General features: G+C 71.8%; 14 protein-coding genes. 1 reads left to right on the top strand and 13 read right to left on the bottom strand.

What is annotated here, in order from left to right; translation table 11 throughout:
* Window positions 1-29: 29 nt before the first annotated feature.
* A complete protein-coding gene (locus tag DN051_RS35550) occupies window positions 30-2,426 on the top strand; it encodes a SpoIIE family protein phosphatase (RefSeq protein ID WP_162625028.1) in 2,397 nt (798 codons plus the stop codon).
* A gap of 65 nt (window positions 2,427-2,491) precedes the next feature.
* Here DN051_RS35550 and DN051_RS35545 read toward each other — a convergent pair whose 3' ends face one another.
* From DN051_RS35545 to DN051_RS35485, 13 genes are all read right to left on the bottom strand, one after another.
* Window positions 2,492-3,775, bottom strand: a complete 1,284-nt coding sequence (locus DN051_RS35545; protein ID WP_053757963.1) for a ThuA domain-containing protein — start codon at window positions 3,773-3,775, stop codon at window positions 2,492-2,494.
* Complete coding sequence (locus tag DN051_RS35540; RefSeq protein WP_112442653.1) at window positions 3,772-5,991, bottom strand: RICIN domain-containing protein; 2,220 nt, start codon at window positions 5,989-5,991, stop codon at window positions 3,772-3,774. Before DN051_RS35540 ends, DN051_RS35545 begins: the two co-directional genes overlap by 4 nt.
* A gap of 112 nt (window positions 5,992-6,103) precedes the next feature.
* Entirely contained in the window at window positions 6,104-7,489 is a 1,386-nt protein-coding gene (locus tag DN051_RS35535) for a chitinase (RefSeq protein ID WP_112442651.1), read from the bottom strand.
* Between the two features lie 318 nt (window positions 7,490-7,807).
* Window positions 7,808-8,743, bottom strand: coding sequence for a sugar kinase (locus DN051_RS35530; RefSeq protein WP_246041157.1), 936 nt, complete (start codon window positions 8,741-8,743; stop codon window positions 7,808-7,810).
* Window positions 8,744-8,793: 50 nt separating this feature from the next.
* The gene (locus DN051_RS35525; protein WP_112440730.1) at window positions 8,794-9,696 is read right to left on the bottom strand and encodes an SMP-30/gluconolactonase/LRE family protein; all 903 of its coding nucleotides are present in this window, start codon (window positions 9,694-9,696) and stop codon (window positions 8,794-8,796) included.
* Window positions 9,697-9,728: 32 nt separating this feature from the next.
* Window positions 9,729-10,361 (bottom strand): bifunctional 4-hydroxy-2-oxoglutarate aldolase/2-dehydro-3-deoxy-phosphogluconate aldolase, encoded by a 633-nt coding sequence (locus DN051_RS35520; protein ID WP_053757961.1) that lies wholly within the window; start codon window positions 10,359-10,361, stop codon window positions 9,729-9,731.
* Window positions 10,362-10,389: 28 nt separating this feature from the next.
* On the bottom strand, window positions 10,390-11,208 hold the full coding sequence (locus DN051_RS35515) for a hypothetical protein (RefSeq protein WP_112442649.1): 819 nt from the start codon (window positions 11,206-11,208) through the stop codon (window positions 10,390-10,392).
* Window positions 11,205-12,350, bottom strand: coding sequence for a galactonate dehydratase (gene dgoD, locus DN051_RS35510; RefSeq protein WP_112440728.1), 1,146 nt, complete (start codon window positions 12,348-12,350; stop codon window positions 11,205-11,207). Before dgoD ends, DN051_RS35515 begins: the two co-directional genes overlap by 4 nt.
* Window positions 12,347-13,084 (bottom strand): FadR/GntR family transcriptional regulator, encoded by a 738-nt coding sequence (locus tag DN051_RS35505; protein ID WP_053757959.1) that lies wholly within the window; start codon window positions 13,082-13,084, stop codon window positions 12,347-12,349. Before DN051_RS35505 ends, dgoD begins: the two co-directional genes overlap by 4 nt.
* Window positions 13,085-13,118: 34 nt before the next feature.
* Entirely contained in the window at window positions 13,119-13,892 is a 774-nt protein-coding gene (locus tag DN051_RS35500; RefSeq protein WP_112440726.1) for an SDR family NAD(P)-dependent oxidoreductase, read from the bottom strand.
* Window positions 13,893-13,963: 71 nt separating this feature from the next.
* The gene (locus DN051_RS35495; protein ID WP_112440724.1) at window positions 13,964-16,048 is read right to left on the bottom strand and encodes an alpha-galactosidase; all 2,085 of its coding nucleotides are present in this window, start codon (window positions 16,046-16,048) and stop codon (window positions 13,964-13,966) included.
* The gene (locus tag DN051_RS35490) at window positions 16,045-16,893 is read right to left on the bottom strand and encodes a carbohydrate ABC transporter permease (RefSeq protein ID WP_053757956.1); all 849 of its coding nucleotides are present in this window, start codon (window positions 16,891-16,893) and stop codon (window positions 16,045-16,047) included. The genes DN051_RS35495 and DN051_RS35490 overlap by 4 nt, the downstream gene beginning before the upstream one ends.
* Window positions 16,893-17,828, bottom strand: a complete 936-nt coding sequence (locus DN051_RS35485) for a carbohydrate ABC transporter permease (RefSeq protein WP_112440722.1) — start codon at window positions 17,826-17,828, stop codon at window positions 16,893-16,895. The genes DN051_RS35490 and DN051_RS35485 overlap by 1 nt, the downstream gene beginning before the upstream one ends.
* Between the last annotated feature and the right edge of the window lies 1 nt (window position 17,829).

Below are 17,829 nucleotides of genomic sequence, written 5' to 3'. Positions count from 1 at the left end.
CTCACGGAACCATGAGGGGACTGGTTGCTGTGAGCACCTCACACGCAGCGGATCGACGGTCGTCCGCGCCCGGTGTCCACGCCGACGCCGATCTGGTCGTCGACCGGCACGGAGCGGTCACCCACTGGAGCAGGGCCGCGCACGACCTGCTGGGGTTCACCGCGGCCGAGATGCGCGGCAGGCCGGTGAGCGGCCTTCTGGCCCCGGAGCAGCCGGTGGCCCTCGGCGGCGGCCCGGACGGACGGGACCTCACCGCGCCGGTGGTGCTGCGCTGCCGTGACGGGCACACCGAGCCGTGCCGGGTACGGATCCGCCCCGCCGGCCACGCTCCGGGCAGCTGGACGGTGCAGGTGACCGCCGCCGCGGACGAGTCGGAGGCGCAGGTCGTCGACGAGGCCGTGCTGAACGCGCTGTTCACCCAGTCCCCCACGAGCCTGTGTGTCTACGGCTCCGATCTGCGCCTTCGCCGGTTCAATCCCGCGGCGGAGGGGATGCAGGGCGTGTTCGCGGCCGGCTCGCTCGGCCTCATGCCGCACGAGTTGTGGCCCGATTCGAACTCCGACGAGTTCGAGGAGCGTATGCAGGACGTCCTGGAGTCAGGGGTGCCGGTCGTCAACTTCGACAAGCGGGGGCGGCCTCCGGACGATCCGGAGCACGAGCACGTACACGCCAACTCGATCTTCCGGCTGGAGGACCCCGGGGGCCGAGTGGTGGGACTGGCCACCACCGCCGTCGAGATCACGGAGCGGCGGACCGCGGAGGAGCGCATCGCGTTGCTGGCCGACGCCAGCGCCCTGATCGGAACCTCCCTGGACGTGGTCGAGACGGGTCAGCAGCTCGCCGCCGTCGCGGTCCCGCGTTTCGCCGACGCCACCGCGGTCGATGTGTTCGCGCCGGTCATCGCCGGGGAGGAACCCGACCCCGCACGCGACGACCTCCTCAGGACGGGCCTGCGGTACGTGCCCGCTGCCGCCTGCCGCGAGGGCCCCGCACCGGCTGGCCAACCGCGCTTCCCCTACCCGGTGTCCGCGGGGGAACGCCTGACCGACGTCGAGCCCCGACGAGTGGAGATCATGCTTCCCGGAGACGACGGGGAGCCGCTGTACCGGGGAACGACCGGGCTGCGCCCCGCTCACTCCCTCGTCGTGCCGATGAAGGCACGCGGCGTCGTGCTCGGTGTGGTGACGTTCTACCGCCTCGGCCTGAGCAGCCCGTTCTCCGACTTCGACGTCCTGACGGCGCGTGACCTCGCCACCCGGGCCGCGCTGAGCTTCGACAACGCACGCCGCTACACCCGCGAACACATCGCCGCGCGCGCCATGCAGCGCGAGCTCCTCCCCCAGCACGTCGCCCCGCAGAGTGCCGTGCAGACCGCCGACCACTTCGTCCCGGCCGGATCGGGCGCGAACTGGTTCGACGTGATCCCGCTGTCGGGGGCGCGCGTCGCCCTGGTCGTCGGCACCACGGACGAAGCCGGGCTCTCCGGCGCCGCCGCCATCGGACGGCTGGCAGCGGCCGTACACGCCTTGGCGGACCTGGATCTCGATCCGGAGGAGGTACTGGCCCGTCTGGACACCCTCGTCGTCCGGATCGCGGGCGAACAACGGGCGGGAACCGCTCCGCGGGACGACGGCACCGGAGCCGCGATCACCTGTGTGTACGCGGTCTACGACCCGGCCACCGGGCGGCTGACCCTGGCCGGCGCCGGTCATGCTCCGCCTGTCGTGGCACGACCCGATGGAAGCGTGCAGGCCCTCACCGGCGCCGTGGGCGCTCCCCTGGGAACGTCGGACCGCGAGCGGAGCTCACAGGAAGTCGAACTTCCCGCCGACAGTACGCTCCTGTTCTACGCCCCGGCCGTCACGGCCGACGGGCGGCCGACGCGTGAGGCTCCGCAGTGGCTCACCCGGGCGATGGCCTCGTCGTCCGACGCCTTCCTGGAGCAGCTGCGCAACGAGGTGGTGAAGGCCTCGCCCCCGGAGGAGGCCTCGCGGCGAGGCTCCGTCCTGCTGCTGGCCCGCACGCAGCGTCTGGACGACGACCGCATGAGCACTTGGGACCTGCCCAGCGATCCGGCGGTGGTCGCCACGGCACGCAGCCTCGTGCAGCGGCAACTGGAGGTCTGGGGGCTCGAGGAGACGGCGTTCGTGACGGAGCTGGTGGTGAGCGAGTTGGTCACCAACGCCATCCGCCATGCGGAGGGCCCCGTCCGGCTGCGGGTCATCCGTGATCAGGACGCGCTGATCTGCGAAGTCTCCGACGCGAGCACCACGGCTCCCCACCTGCGCCACGCGCGCTCCGGGGACGAGGGCGGACGCGGACTGTTCCTCGTCGCCCAGCTCACCCGGCGTTGGGGCACCCGGTTCAGCGGGACGGGCAAGACCATCTGGACCGAGCAGGGCGTCGAGGGCGACGTACGCCCGTAGTGGCCTTGTGCGGCCGCCCGCCCGCTGCGGGTGTGTCACCCGGAGCGGACGGGCGGCTCACGGCCTCAGGGTTGTACGGTCAGTCGGAAGCTCTGCGCCGCCGAGTTGTCGCAGGCGCGTTGCACGAGCTGCACTCCGATCGCCGAACCTCCCGTGGTGCTCAGGCACTTGCCGCTGTGCCGGGCGACGAAGTGGTACCGGCCGGAGGCCTCCCGTACCGGCAGCCACTGCTGGTTGCCGCCACCGCCGTAGGACCACAGTTGAAGGCGCGCGTTGTCGGCGGTCGACACATCGGTGACGTCGACGACCTGCTGCGGATTGCCGCGGATCGCGATCCGCGTGTACCCGCTGTCGGTGGAGCGGAACTGGAACTGCTGGGCCAGGGTGCCGTTGCAGGTGTACTGCTGGATCGCCGTGCCGTTGGCCGTGGCCGCCGCTCGCGCGTCGACGCAGGTGCCGTGCGCGTCGTCGGCCAGTGAGTACCACGCGGTCTCGGAGATCGGCTCGGTCGGGTCGGGACCGCTGCCCGCCCCGCCCAGCCATTTGAGGCCGTCGATCAGGAAGCGGTTCTGCGTGGGGCTCGCGAAGGTCGAGGACAGCCGGGTGTCGGTGTCGTAGTCCATCGCGTTGTGGCCGAAGTTGGCGTACAGCATCTTGTACTGGGTGTTCGTCCACAGGATCGGGTAGTAGCCGCTGTACCAGGACTGGTTCGGGTCCGTGCCCAGCGGGAAGCTGGACGGGTCGACGGAGGCCAGGATCTTGATGTTCGGGTTGGTGCGCAGATCGTTGGACCAGCCGTACCACTCACTGACCGACGACGTGAAGGTCGCCGGCAGCGCGGTGGTGGCGGGGTGGGTGCGGTCCTCGGTGCGCAGCACCGCGGTCGTCGGGCCCCAGGTGTTGGTGCGGAAGTTCCCGCTGCCGAGGAGCTGGTTGTAGTACCAGGGCCAGGAGCCGGCGTCGGTGGTGAACGCCGAGACGTGGAAGCCGAACCAGCCGCCGCCGGCCCGCATGTACTGCTCGAATCCGGCGCGCTGTGCCTGGGTGTGCGGTGCGTCGTCGAGGAACAGGACGACCTGGTAGGCGTTCACCCCGCCGTTCGCGAGCAGGTTCCAGTCGGTGCTCGCGGTGTAGCTGAAGTTGTTCTGCGCGGCGGCCTGCGGGAACCACGTGTTGGCTTCCTCGACGAAGTCGATGTGCGCGGGGTCCCAGGTGCCACTGTAGAGGGCGAGCACCCGGAACGCGGGCGCCCGGGGCGCCGCGGTGGCCGCGGGCCCGGTGTGGGCCGGGGCGGTCAGCCCCAGCACCAGGGCCAGCAGAAGCAGCAGACGTGCTGCGTGCCGCCTCACGGGTAGCTCACCAGATTGGCCACGTTGGTCGTGGAGTTGGAGGGGCCGCCTCGGTCGTTGATGACATGCCGGATGGTCCCGGTGCCACCGAGGGAGACGGTCACCATGTTCTGGAAGCGGACGTTCGGCCGGTTGGGCACCTCGAAGGCGTGCTCGGCGGTGACCGACGGGTTGACGTTGAAGAAGCAGTAGCTGCCGAGCCCGTACGCCTGGTGAGTGGTGACGGAGTCCGCGACCTTGTAGGCGGCGTAGCCCTGTGTGGAGCCGTTCATCCAGGCGGCCTGGTTGGGCGGGTCGTACGGCATCTCGTTCTGGTAGAAGTACGTCCGCCCGCCGTTGCCGTTCCAGATGGTCTGGTGCTTCTGGTAGTGCTCGACGAACAGGCCGTACATGGTGACGTTGTCGCCGTTGACGACGAGTCCCGTGTCCCCGGTGTTGGTGTTCCAGCCTATGCCGGAGCCGTGGTCGCCGCGCCAGATCCACATGTGGTCGCCGATGACGTTGTCGCTGTTGACGACCAGGCTGGTGGTCGCCTTGCCGACGGCCGCGCCGCCGACCCGGAAGTACACGTCGTGCAGGGAGGTGGGGTTGGCCGCGTGACTCGCGGAGGAGCCCGCCGGGCCGACCTCCATGAGCGTCTGCGAGTTGGTGGTGCCGGCGTCGATGAGGACGCCCGCGATCTTCACACCGTCGACGTCGGCGACCGTCATGGCCGTGATGCCGTTGTCCGGGATGAACGTGGCCAGGCCGAGACCGAGCACCACGGTGTCGGGCCGGGTCACCCGCAGGGTCTGGTTCAGATGGTAGACACCGGGCGTGACCAGCAGGTTCTTGCCCTCGGCAAGGGCGGCGTTGATCTGCGCGGCGGTCGCTCCCGGCTTGACCACGAAGAACTGGTCGATGCCCAGCGAGTTACCGGGGGCGTTGCCGTTCGCCCAGGTGGTGGCCGACGAGTCGGTGCGCAGGGCGGGAACGAACACCCGGTAGGCGCCCGCGGTGTCCACGTAGAGGAAGGGCTTCTCCCGGACCGTGGGGGTCTGGTTGACCGTGGTGTACGGCGGGTTGGGGAAGGTGTTGCCGGGCACGCCCTGGCTGCCGACGAAGACCATGTTCCAGTTGGAGCCCGTCCAGCTGCCCAGCTGGGAGTTGCGGGTCAGCCACTGCTGCTGGGTGCCGGAGCGCACCTGACCGTCGATCTTGCTGTCGGCCATGAAGCCGCCGCTGGACCAGCCGCCGTCACTCAGCTCCAGGTTGCCGCGGACGTGCATCCGCCGGTAGCCGGACGCCTGTGAGACCGCCCACCGGTCGGTACCGCCCGTGGGGTTCACCGACAGGTTCTCGGCGCCGCGCCAGAAGTTGTGGGTGGCGTTCTGCGGCGGGAACCAGTCCGCCTCCACGTGCACGGCGCCGTTGATGGTGACCGAGTCGGGCGACTGCCCGAGACCGAGGACCTGTGTGTAGAAGCCGACGTTGACGTCGTTGTTGTACGTGCCCGGCTTGAACATGACTGCGTAGCGCTGCGAGCCGAACTGGTTGGTCTCCTGCTGCTGGAAGATCGAGTTCAGCCGGCTCTGGATCGACGACGACGGCATCGACGGATCGAAGACCACGACGTTGGGACCGAGGTCGACATCACCGGGGGCTGTGCTCACGGGCGTCACCTGGAAGCGCTGCGCGGCGGTGCCGTTGCAGGTGTACTGCACCAGTTGCACGCCGTCCGCGGTGGAGGCGGACGGTACGTCGAGGCACTTGCCGCTGTGCCGGTTGACGAAGCGGTAGGCGCCACCGCCCTCGTCGACGGGCTGCCACTGCTGGTTGTTGCCGCCGCCGTACGTCCACAGGTGGACGGCCGCGTTGTCGGCCGTGGACACGTCGCTGACGTCCACCACCTGCTGGGCGTCGTTGCGGTTGTTGATCCGCACGTAGCCGTCGCTGGTCGTCGTGAAGCTCCACTGCTGCGCGGTGGTGCTGTTGCAGGTGTACTGCTGCACCGCCGTGCCGTTCGCGGTTCCGGCGGCCCGGGCGTCCAGGCACTTTCCGCTGCCGCTGTTCACGACCGTGGACCAGCCGGTGGGCAGGGCGGCGATCCCCGCCTCGGCGGCCCGGGGGGCCGCGTCGGCCGCGTCGCGGGCCGCGGCCTGACCGGGCTGGGCGGCGGTCAGGAGCGAGGCGATCGTGGCCGCGGCCACGAGGGCCGCGGTCCGTGGCAGGGTCATGAGTGCGGCCGCCGATGCGGAGCGGCCGGCGGTGGGCGGTCTCGAAGTTCGTCGGAGCACGTCTTCTCCTGTACGGGCGCGGGCGTCGGGTGGGTGGGCGAAAAGCGCGCGGTCAGCCGTTGTACTGGGCGAAGACCCGGGTGAAGTCCCAGGGTTGCTGGGCGACGCCCGAGCAGGTGTCGGCGCCTCCACCGGTGCAGGGCCGGTCGCGGTTGACCGACCAGAAGGTCAGCCGGGCGAGGTGCCGCTGCTGGGCGTAGGCGAGGATCGTGCGGAAGTCGTTGACGGTCACCGTCTCGTTGTTGTCGGTGATGCCGTTCATGGAGGAGATCCCGGTGTGCCGGTAGGCCTGGTCGTCGGAGTAGCCGTAGGCGTTCTTGACGGCCGTCTTCAGCCCTTCCGCGGCGCGGACGGTGAGCTGCCCCATGTTCTGGCCGGCGCCGCCGAAGTTGAACGGCATGATGGTCCAGCTGTCGACGGTGAGCCCGGAGGCCGCGGCCTTGCTGATCAGGCTGCTGTCGGGGCCGTTCTGTCCGGTGCCGAAGGTGACGTACACCTTGATCCCCGGGTTGTTCGCCTTGATGGTCTTCAGCGCGTCGACCGTGCGCTGCTGGACGGTCGGGCTGTCGTACGCGGCGGCCTCGATGTCGATGTCGATCGCCTTGAGGCCGTAGGCGTTGATGACCTTCTGGTAGGCGTTGGCGAGTTCGCCCGCGCTGCCGCAGGAGCTCTCCAGCTTGTTGCCGCTCCAGCCGCCGAAGGACGGGATGACGTCACCGCCGGCCGCGCGGATGGTGTTGACGGTCTGCTGGTCGACTCCCCCGGTCAGCGGACGGCCGCCGTCCCACTGCGGGTTGCAGTAGCCGTTGCTGAGGACGAAGGCGAGCGTGAACCACTTGACGCCGGTCGCGTTCATGACGGTGGTGGGGCTGGGCGGGCTGCCCCAGCCGTTGTAGAGGTACGGTGCGACGGCCATCGCTCCCGGGCCGGGCTCCGGGGTGTCGCCGCCGGGCGCCGTCCACTTCTGGTTGGCGGCTCCCGTACAGGACCAGATCTGCAGGCGGGTGCCGTTGGCGGAGCTGTTGCCCGTGACGTCCAGGCACTTGCCGGCCTGCGGGTTGACGATGTCGCGTGCGGCGGGGAGGGCCCACTGCTGGGCGGCGGAGCCGTTGCAGTCCCACAGCTGCACGGGTGTGCCGTTCGCCGTGCCGCCCGAGGCGACGTCCAGACACTTGCCGAGAGCGCGGATCGTCCCGTCACCGCCGACGGTCCACTGCTGGGCGGTCGTGCCGTTGCAGTCGTAGAGCTGAACGGGCGTGCCGTTGGCGCTGTTCGCGCCGGCGACGTCGACGCACTTGCCGCCCAGGCCGGTGATCTGCCCGGTGGCCGCCGCGGCGCCGCTCGCCGGGGTGCCGGTCAGGCCGGTGAGGAGAGCGGCGGCGGCCGCGGCGCCCAGGACGCTGCGCGTCGCGGGGCCGCGGGTGGGCTTGATGGTCATCGGGTCACCGTCCACTTCTGGTTGGGGGGCTCCGGTGCGGGTCCGTGACAGGCGGCTGCTTCCGCCTCGGTGACGGCATGGGGGGGAGAGTGCTGCTGCGGGCCGGGAAGCGCGCTGCACCGGATCGGAGGACGACCGACGTGAGGGAGTGGGGGTGGCATGCCCATGACATAACCGAGACGCGGAAGGGTGCCCACGATTCCGCGCCGTGAGGTGGGGGGCGAACGAGCTCTGGCAGGGGCTTAGTTCACTAGATGATTTAAGAAGTGAGCGATTACCCCTGTCAAGAGTCTGGTATGGACCAGTGCGCGGAGCGTGTCAGTGGTCCCCCCTCCGGGCGGCCCACTCATGGCTCGGGAGATCGAGCAGCTCCTCGATCCGGGCCCGATCCGGCAGGGGGCCGTGGTCCCCGGTCACCTTCAGTGCCGACGCGGCCGTGATGTGTCCGAGCCGCAGAGCGCGCCGAGCGTCCCCGCCGCGCAGCAGGCCCGCGAGGAAGCCGGCGGCGAACGCGTCACCGGCGCCGACGGGCTCCACCACCTGCGTGCGCAGAGCGGGCACGGTCGTCGACTCGCCCGCCGCGCCGAAGGCGGTGGCCGCGCGACCGCCGTCCTTGACGACGAGCACGCGCGGGTGCGGCAGCAGCGCCCGCACGTCGGACGGTTCGAGGTCGGCGTCCCACAGTTCCTGTGCCTCGTCGAGCCCGACGAAGACGATGTCCGCGCGATCGGCCAGATTCCGCAGCACGGTCGCGGCCGTGCCGGGCGGCCAGAGCGCGGGGCGGTGGTTGACGTCGAAGCTGATCGCGTGGCGGCGGTCGCCCGGCGGGACGCCGAGCGCCTGTGACACCAGGCTCCGGCAGGAGGGCGACAGGGCCGGGGTGATGCCCGTGAGGTGCACGAGGGTCGCCGACCGCAGCCGGTCGTCGCCCAGCACCTCGGGTCCCAGGGCCGAGGCCGCCGAGTTGCCGCGGTAGTAGTGGACACGGGTCCGGCCGCCGACGGGCTCCTTCACGAGGAGGCCCGTGGGCCGCTCCGGGTCGTGCCGCACCCCGTCGACGTCGACGCCCGCCGCGCCGACCGCCGCGCGGACCCGCCGCCCCAGCGCGTCGTCGCCCAGCGCCGAGAGCCAGGAGACCGGGACACCCAGCTCCGCCAGGTACATGGCCACGTTCGACTCCGCCCCGGCCACCGACACCCGCAGCTGCTCGGCGGTCTCCAGCGACCGCGACGGAGCCGGCGCGAGGGCGGCCATGGTCTCGCCGATGCAGACGACCGCTCCTTCGGCCGGCCGCCGGACGCTGTTCACGACGACTCCCTCGGGGACGGCAGGTGATCCCGGTGGCGGTACGAGTCGGCGGGCCGGCCGGGCACGTCCACCCGCACGGTGAACACGGCGCCGTCGTAGGGGCCGGGCTCGGCGAGCCCCACTCGGGCGGTGGTGATGTGCAGGAGGTCGCCCCGCAGGCAGACACCGGCGGGCTGCCGGGCCGGCAGCCGCAGAACGCGATCGAGGCGGCCGTCCGGCAGATGGCGCCGTACGGTGCCCGTGCCCCACACCGCGACCCACACCGCTCCCTGGGCGTCCACCACCATGCCGTCGGGGCTGCCGTCGTCGACGGTGACGAAGGTCTCGGGTGTCCCGAGGGCGGCGGTGACCGGGTCGACGGGGTAGCGCCGGATGACGCCCCGGGCGCTGTCCGCCAGGTACATCGTCCGGCCGTCGGCCGTGAACGCCGGTCCGTTGGGCACGGTGATCCCGTCGAGGACGCGGGTCACCGTGCCGTCGTGGTCGACCCGGTGGAGCGAACCGCGTCCCTCGTCCGCGTCGTAGGCCATGCTGCCCGCCCAGAACCGGCCCGACGGGTCCGCGGTCCCGTCGTTCATGCGCAGGGGCGGTACGGCATCCGCCTCGGGCCGGTCCAGCCAGCGCGTCGAACCGTCGGACGCGATCAGGCACACCCCGGTGCCCGCGGCGGCGATCCAATGGCCGGGGGCGCCGGCCACGGGGGCCACCGCGCCCAGGGGGACGGGCAGTCGGACCAGTTCCCGGAGCGGGGCGCCGGCGCTTTCGGCGGTGGTGAGGAGACGGCCCTGGAGGATGTCCACGAGCACGATCCCGCGGTCGGTCCAGCGGATGCCCTCACCGAGTTCCAGACGGTCGGGACCCAGGACCTCGGCCCCGGGCGTGTCCGTGTCCGCGGCCATTCGTATCCCCTCGGCATGTGCTTCGGCTTCGGTCACTGCGTGTCCTTGCGTACGGCGTCCAGGAAGGCGCGCGCCCGGTCCCGCAGCGCGGTGAGACTGCCGCCGTCGGCGGCGTCGCCGATCAAGGGCGAGCCGACGCCGACCGCGGTCGCTCCGGCGGACAGGTACGCCCGGGCTGCTGCCTCGTCGACGCCTCCCACCGGCACGAACGGATCGTGCGGGAACGGGCCGCGCAGGGCCTTGAGATAGCCGGGGCCGCCGGCCTGCGCGGCTGGGAAGATCTTCAGCGCCGCGGCGCCCAGCGCGCGAGCGGACAGGATCTCGGTGGGGGTCATCACCCCGGCCAGAACGGGCAGTCCGAGTACTCGGGCCGCGCCGACGGCCTCACCCACCGCGGGAGTGACCGCGAAGTCCGCGCCGGCCCGCTGGGCGGCACGGGCGTCGTCGGCGGTCAGGACGGTGCCGGCGCCGAGCGCCCGGTCGGGGCCGAGTGCCGCGCGCGCCCGCTCGATCACGGACAGCGCGTCCTCGCCGCTCAGCGACACCTCGATCAGCTCGACGCCCTCGTCGGCCAGGGCCAGCACGGTACGCACCGCGGCCTCGGGGTCCGATCCGCGCACGATCGCGATCAGACGGTGGGCGGCAAGGGCCGCTCGCAGGTCCATGGAGGGCTCCTTCGTCACACAGGTCGGTTCAGGAACAGCCGCAGTCGGCGGTCAGCGCGAGCCGCCACCGCACCTCGCCGGAGGCGGGTACGCGGGCGGCGTCGCCGGGACCCGCCTCGGCGAGGTCGAAGACCCGGCCGAGCATGGGCTCGACACCCGTGCTGCGGTAGGGATTCCCGGCGGGGAAGCCGCCGAGGTTGCGCCACAGGGCGATCGACGTCGGCTGACCGTCGGTGTGCAGCGCCAGCGACAGGCGGTCGGAGTCGTCGTGGACGCAGCATCGAGAAGCGTCCACGACGGCCCCGACGGCGGTGCCGTCGTCCGGTCCGAGCCTGTCCAGCGGCAGACCGCAGGGGGCGGGCCAGTCGCCCTCCACCCATGCGGCGCCCGGCGGCCACGGGCGGTCGAGCAGCGGGGCCGCCTCGGGGTAGAGGCGGGTCGTCGCCGCGTGGCGGGTCCGCACCGTCGCACGCTCGGAGAGGTCCAGCAGAGCGTGGGCGGCCCATACGAATCGGAAGCCCGGGTCGGCCGTCAGCACGTAGTCGGCCTCGACTCCGTCGGCGGTGCGGCGGATGACGCGGCTGAGCGTGAACCGGTCGCCGTGGCAGACGTCCCGGTCCGCGACCCGTGTCCAGGCCCGGGACCAGGCGTCGCCGTGGTCGGGGGTGCCGCGGACGGTGGGAACGCACTCCTCCAGCCCGCCCGCGTCCACGAAGGGATCGCCCGGCTCCACCGTGTCCCGTCCGGGAGTCTCCCGGCGCCACAGCCATTCGCGCCCGGCCGAGCGCAGGGATGTCCAACGGCCGCCGTGCGCAAGGTCGGTGACGACCTCCAGTGGCACGGTCACCACTCCGCGAAGGATCCGTCGGCGTGCCGCCACACCGGGTTGCGCCAGGCGTGACCGGTGCGGTCCGCCGCGCGTACGGCGTTCTCGTCGACGGCGATGCCGAGACCCGGGGTGTCGTGGCGGACGGCGTGGCCGTCGACGAACCGGAACGGCTCCGGGTCTACCAGGTAGGACAGCAGGTCGGCGTCCTTGTTGTAGTGGATGCCGCGACTCTGCTCCTGGATCAGGAAGTTGGGGGTGACGAACGCGATCTGAAGGCTGGCCGCCAGGGCTATCGGACCAAGCGGGCAGTGCGGGGCGAGCTGCGCGCCGTAGGTCTCGGCGAGCGAGGCGATGCGATGCACCTCGGAGATGCCGCCGGCGTGCGAGAGGTCGGGCTGGGCGACGGCGACGCCCGCGGCGAGGACGGGCAGGAACTCGGCGCGTCCGTAGAGCCGTTCGCCGGTGGCGAGCGGGATCGGACTCGCGGCGACCAGGCCGGGCAGCAGATGGCTCTGCTCGGGGACGACGGGTTCCTCCACGAACAGGGGGTGCAGGGGCGTGAGTTCGGTCAGGACACGGCGGGCGGCGGCCGCGCTGAAGCGTCCGTGGAAATCGACGGCGACGTCGCGGTCCGCGCCGAGCACCTCACGGGCCGCGGCCACCCGGGCGACGACGGCGGCGGTCTCGGCCGCGGTGGTGACCGGTGCCGTGGCGCCGGCCGCGTTCATCTTCACCGCGGTGAAGCCCGCCTCGACCTGGGCGGCGGTCTGCTCGGTCAGCTCCGCGGGTTCGTCGCCGCCGATCCAGGCGTAGACCCGCACACGCTCGCGCACCGGACCACCGAGCAGCGCGTGCACGGGGGCGCCGTAGGTCTTCCCCGCGATGTCCCACAGGGCCTGGTCGAGGCCGGCGACGGCGCTGGACAGCACCGGTCCGCCGCGGTAGAAGCCGCCCTTGGTCAGCACCTGCCAGTGGTCCTGGATGCGCAGCGGGTCCTGGCCGATGAGGTATTCCGCCAGGACGTCGACGGCGGCGCGCACCACTTCGGCGCGCCCTTCCACGACGGGTTCTCCCCAGCCGACGACGCCCTCGTCGGTCTCCACACGGCAGAACAGCCAGCGCGGCGGGACCAGAAAGGTTTCGATTCGGGTGATCTTCACTGGGGGCCGGCGCCTTCCGTGTCTTCGGGATTGCCGACGCGGTCGAGATCGCGGCCGGCCTGGTCGAGGAGGGCACGCATCGCGGCCTCGGCCGCGCTCGGGTCACGGTCGCGGACGGCGTCCAGCACGGCACGGTGGGCCGGGACCGGGTCCTCGCCGTGCGGCGAGCTGTGCACGATGCGGTCGCGGTGCGCGAGGCCTGACTCGATCACCATCTCCATGCGTTCGAGCAGCTCGTTGTGGGTGGCGGCGAGCAGCGCACGGTGGAAGGCCAGGTCGGCCTCGACGGCGTGCGCGGCGTCGCTGCCGTGCTCCCCCATCGCCTCCAGCGCGCCGTCCAGGGCGACCAGGTCGGCGTCGGTGCGGCGCTCCGCGGCCAGCCGGACGGCGGCCGGTTCGATGATGGTGCGGACCTCGGCGAGGTTGCGCAGCAGTGTCCGGTCGGTCTCGGCGGTGCCGGCCCCCTCGAACTGCCAGCGCAGCACGTCGGCGTCGAGCAGATTCCACTCGGCGCGGGAGCGGACGAAGGTACCGCGCCGCTGCCGGGCGTCGACCATGCCCTTGGCGGCGAGCACCTTGAGCGACTCCCGCAGCGCGGTCAGGCTCACGTCCAGCTCGCTCTGCAGCGCCACCAGGTCGAGGGTGCTCCCCTCGGGGATCTCACCGCCCAGGATGCGGCGGGCGAGGAGCTCCACGGTCTGGCCGTGCACGCCGCGGCGGGCATAGGGCGTCATGTCGTACAGCCTTTCTGCTGAGGGGGGAGCGTGGTCATGCGGAGGCCTTGACGACGCTCCAGCCGCCGTCGACGACGAGGCTGGTCCCGGTGATGTACGAGGCTTCGTCGGCGCTGAGGAAGGCAATGGCCGCGGCGACCTCCTCGGGGGTGCCGAAGCGCGCCGCGGCCGTCTCGGCGACGCTGCGCTCACGGTCCTCCGGCGTCACCCTGTCCCAGGCGGCGGTCAGGATCGGGCCCGGTACGACGGCGTTGACGCGGACCTCGGGCCCGTACTCGACAGCGAGCTGGCCGCACAGGGAGAGCAGGGCGCCCTTGGTGGCGGCGTAGGCGGGATGGCCGGGGAGGCCGCGGTACGCGTGGACGGACGAGGTCAGCACCACCGCTCCCCTGCGGTCCCGCAGATCGGGCAGGACCGCCCGGAAGCCGAGGAAGCTGCCGGTGAGGTTGACGGAGAGCTGCCGCTGCCACGAGTCGAGTGACACGGTGTGGGCCGGTGCCACCTCGACGGTGTAGGCGTTGCTGACGAGGACGTCCACGGGGCCGAAGTCGTGGGCGGCGGACGCGATCCGCGTCCAGTCGCGCTCCTCGGCGACGTCGGCCTCGACGAACCGGGCCCGGCCGCCGGCCTTGGTGATCCGTTCGGCGACGGCCGCGCCCTGCTCCTTCGCGATGTCGGCGAGCACGACCGCGGCTCCTTCCTCGGCGAGGCGTTCGGCCGTGGCGGCTCCGATCCCGGAGGCCGCTCCGGTGATCACGGCCGTACGGCCCGTGAAGCGGGCGCCGTGCCGTGGTGCGGGCTGCTCCATCGTGGGGTTCGACTCCTTAGGGGGGTTGGAACGGCTGGTGTGCCGCCCTGGAAACATATGTCGTGCCGGCTTCACTGCCGGGTCAGCACCACCAGGTCGGCGTCGTGGTCGGCGCTCCAGGCGAAGGGCAGCCCATAGTGCAGCAGATGGGCCCCGCTGTAGGTGCTGCCCGATTCGGCGTCGTGGTAGCGCGCCCGCGGATCGAGGCCTCGCAGCCTCAGCCGCTCGGGTCGGCCGGGCACGAGCGGGGCCCCGTCGAGGCGGCCCGTGCTGAGCGCGGCGACGACCGTGCGGCCTGCCGCGGGGTCGTCGTACTGCACACCGAAGGTCGGATCCGCCGGGGTGCCGAGGAGCCGGACGTCCGCGTGGTGGACGACGTCGCGTACGTCCTTGTAGCGGGCGATCCACCGGGCGGCCTCCGCGCGCTGTTCTCCCGTCCAGGCCCGCAGATCGGCCCCGATGCCGAGGACGCCGCACATGGCGTTCACGAAGCGGAAGGCGAGACTGCGGGGGCGTGGGTCGAACACCCCGGGGGCGTCGGTGACCCAGGAGCTCATGACGTGCGGGGCGTGGGCGTGCAGGAAGCCGTACTGGATGCTCAGCCGGTCCAGCGGGGCCGTGTTGTCGCTGGGCCAGACCACATCGGTGCGGGCCAGGGTCGCGTGCTCGATGCGGCCGCCGCCGCCGGCGCAGCCCTCGACGGTGACGTGGGGGTGGGCGGCGCGCAGATGGTCCAGGACGCGCAGGTATCCGGCGACGTGCTGTGCGTCGAGATCGAGGTGGTCGGCGTGGTCGGCACCGGGGCGGCCGCGTTCGGTGGGCGGCCGGTTCATGTCCCACTTCAGATAGCTGACGGCGTGCTCGGTGAGCAGCCGGTCGAGCGTCGCGATCACGAAGTCCTGGACGTCGGTGCGGCCGAGGTCGAGCAGGAGCTGGTTGCGGACCAGCCGGGCCGGGCGGCCGTCGATCCGGTAGACCCACTCGGGGTGCTCGGCGTACAGGCGGCTGTTGGGGCTGACGGCCTCGGGCTCGACCCACAGACCGAAGTCCAGGCCCAGCGCCCGCACTTCCTCGACGAACCGGCCGAAGCCCTGCGGGAACGCCGCCGGGTCCGGGTACCAGTCGCCCAGTCCCCCGGTGTCGTCGGCGCGGCCGGGGAACCATCCGTCGTCCACGACGAACAGTTCGGCTCCGATGTCGGCGGCCACCTTGGCGAGCTCCAGTTGTCCCGCGGCGTCGACGTCGAAGCCGGTGGCCTCCCAGGAGTTGTAGAGGACCTTGCGGGGGCGGCGGAGCCGTTCGCCGGCCAGGTGTCGTTCGTAGCGGTGCCAGACGCGCGAGAGGCCGTCGAGACCGTCGGGGCTGAAGGCGCAGGCGAGACGGGGCGTGGTGAGGGTTTCGCCGGGGGCCAGGAACACGGCGCCCTCGTGCGGCACCCGCCCGGCGCGGACCCGCACGGCGCCGCCCGGTTCCGCCTCCGCGGTCATGTGCCAGTTGCCGGACCATTCGAGGGCGACACCGTAGGCGGCCTCGCTCGCACCGTCCTGCACGGCGAGCCAGGGCGCGTAGGCGTGCCCGGGCACGGCCTGCTGGCTGCCCATGGTGAACGTGCCCCTGGGCAGGTCGAGTTGCGTGTGCTGGAACTCCTGCGACCACTGGCCGGTGAGGTAGGTCAGCCGTGCCGGGCCGGAGACGGGGACGGTGACGCCGGCCGAGTCGATCCGTTCCAGGCGCAGTTCCCGGTCCCCCGTGCAGGTGAGTTCGGTCCAGCGCAGGATCACGTCCGTGCCCGGCACGGTGGAGTAGCACAGGACGGCGCGCAGACCGATGACGTCGTCGGCGAAGGCGAGCCGCAGGCTCCCTGCCGCCTCCTCCACCGCCTCGAAGTCCCACCACACACCGCGCTCCTCGCCCGGGCGGGAGGCCACCAGGTCGGCGCCGGCGAACGGGCGCAGACCGTAGGGCAGGTACTCGGCCGGGGCGGCGTCCGCGGGCGTGATGAAGTGGGTGCGCCGCGACCAGTCGAGGGCGGACGGGCCGTCCTCCACGCCGAGCGGGCCCCAGGCGTCGAGCTCGGCCCACGGGCCGTCGGGGGACAGGCGGACGGTGTAGCCGGTGTTCTCGGTGCGCAGGGTCCAGCGCCGGGGGGACGTCACTTCACTGCTCCGAGGTTGAGTCCGGCCACGAAGTGGCGCTGGAACCGGAGGAACACGGCCACGGTGGGCGCGGCCGCGATGACCGAGCCGGCGGCGATCACGTTCCACATCGACACGTACTGACCCTGCAGACCGATCAGGGCCGCGGTGATCGGCATCTTGCTGTCGCTGCGCAGCACGGTGATCGCCCAGAGCAGGTCGTTGAAGATCCAGGTGAACGACAGCGCGCTCAGCGCGGCCAGGGCGGGCTTCGCCAGGGGAAGGATGATCCGCCAGAAGATCTGCCAGGGGCCGGCGCCGTCGACGACGGCCGCCTGCTGGATCTCGACGGGGATGGCGCGCATGAAGCCGTACAGGACGAAGACGTAGAAGCCGACGCCGAATCCGATCTGCACGCCGATGAGGGCGATCAGTTTGTCATAGATTCCCATCATCTCGGAGAGCTTCGAGACCGGGATGAGCAGGATCTGCGGGGGCAGCAGGTTGCCGCCCAGCATGAGCAGCAGCATCGTGCGCCTGAACGGGAGTTCGTAGCGGCTCAGGGCGAACGCGGCCATGGCCGCCAGGGCCAGCACCACCAGCACGCACGGCACGCTGACGATCAGGCTGTTGATGAGGGCCTGCTGCTGGCCGCCGTCGACCCAGGCCTGACCGTAGTTGTCGAGGCTGAAGGAACGGGGCCAGCTGCCCAGGCCGTTCGCGGCGATGTCGTCGAACGTGCGGAAACTGGTGACCAGTACCAGGGCGATGGGAAACAGCCACAGGGCGGCCAGTGAGCCGGCACTGAGGTGGAACGCCGCGGTCGTGGCACGTTTGCGCAGCGGCGCCGTGGGTGTGAGGGCCATCAGTCGGCCTCCCGGAAGGCGCGGATGAGGTAGGAGCAGATGACGCCGAAGGCCAGCAGGAAGATGACGACGGCCAGGGCGGAGCCGTAGCCCAGCCGCAGGGACTGGAAGGCGGTGGAGTACATGTACGTGCTCAGCAGCTCGGACGAGTGGTAGGGGCCGCCGCGGGTCAGTGCCCACACGACGTCGAAGGAGCGCAGCGAGTCGATGATGATGACGGACACGACGACCGCGTTCACGCCGCGCAGCTGGGGCAGGGTGACATGGCGGAACCGCTGCCACGCCGAGGCGCCGTCGACCTTGGCGGCCTCGTACAGGGCCGGGTCGATGCCCTTGAGGCCGGCCAGGTACAGGACCATGACGTAGCCGATCTGCCGCCACAGCGCGGGCACGATCACCGCGTACAGGGCGGTGTCCTGGTCGGCGAGCCAGGCGTGGCGCAGGCTGCCGAGACCGACCGACTCGAGGAGCTGGTTGAGGACGCCGTCCGGCTGGTAGATCGCCTGCCACACCAGGGCGGTGGCAACCAGGGAGAAGACGACGGGCATGAACAGGGCGGCGCGGTAGAAGCCGATGCCGCGGCGCTCCTGCTGGAGCAGCAGCGCGGTGGCCAGGCCGAGCAGCGCGGACAGGCCGCCGAACAGCACCAGCCACAGCACGGTGTGTCCGGTGGCGCTGCGGAAGACCTCGTCGCCGGCCATCTCCCGGAAGTTGTCCAGACCGACGAACTGCGGGTCGGTGACGCCGTCCCAGCGGGTGAGGGAGAGGTAGAAGCCCTGGAGGGCGGGCCAGAAGACCCACATGGCTTCGGCCAGCATGGGGACGAGGACGAACGCGAACAGCAGCGGGGGGTTGCGCCGGGGGCCCCGGCCCCGCCTGCCACTGAGTGGCGGCTGGGCCGGGGTCTTGCGTTGTGGTGCAGTCAGGACGGCCACG

Source organism: Streptomyces cadmiisoli, assembly GCF_003261055.1.
Lineage (GTDB): Bacteria > Actinomycetota > Actinomycetes > Streptomycetales > Streptomycetaceae > Streptomyces > Streptomyces cadmiisoli.
This window is presented reverse-complemented; position numbering and strand designations above follow the sequence as displayed.

Coding starts and splice junctions, on each gene's coding strand:
- DN051_RS35535 (WP_112442651.1), bottom strand. CDS start 7,489: ATGACCATCAAGCCCACCCGCGGCCCCGCGACGCGCAGCGTCCTGGGC.
- DN051_RS35505 (WP_053757959.1), bottom strand. CDS start 13,084: ATGACGCCCTATGCCCGCCGCGGCGTGCACGGCCAGACCGTGGAGCTC.
- DN051_RS35490 (WP_053757956.1), bottom strand. CDS start 16,893: ATGGCCCTCACACCCACGGCGCCGCTGCGCAAACGTGCCACGACCGCG.
- DN051_RS35500 (WP_112440726.1), bottom strand. CDS start 13,892: ATGGAGCAGCCCGCACCACGGCACGGCGCCCGCTTCACGGGCCGTACG.
- DN051_RS35540 (WP_112442653.1), bottom strand. CDS start 5,991: ATGACCCTGCCACGGACCGCGGCCCTCGTGGCCGCGGCCACGATCGCC.
- DN051_RS35520 (WP_053757961.1), bottom strand. CDS start 10,361: ATGGACCTGCGAGCGGCCCTTGCCGCCCACCGTCTGATCGCGATCGTG.
- DN051_RS35530 (WP_246041157.1), bottom strand. CDS start 8,743: ATGGCCGCCCTCGCGCCGGCTCCGTCGCGGTCGCTGGAGACCGCCGAG.
- DN051_RS35525 (WP_112440730.1), bottom strand. CDS start 9,696: ATGGCCGCGGACACGGACACGCCCGGGGCCGAGGTCCTGGGTCCCGAC.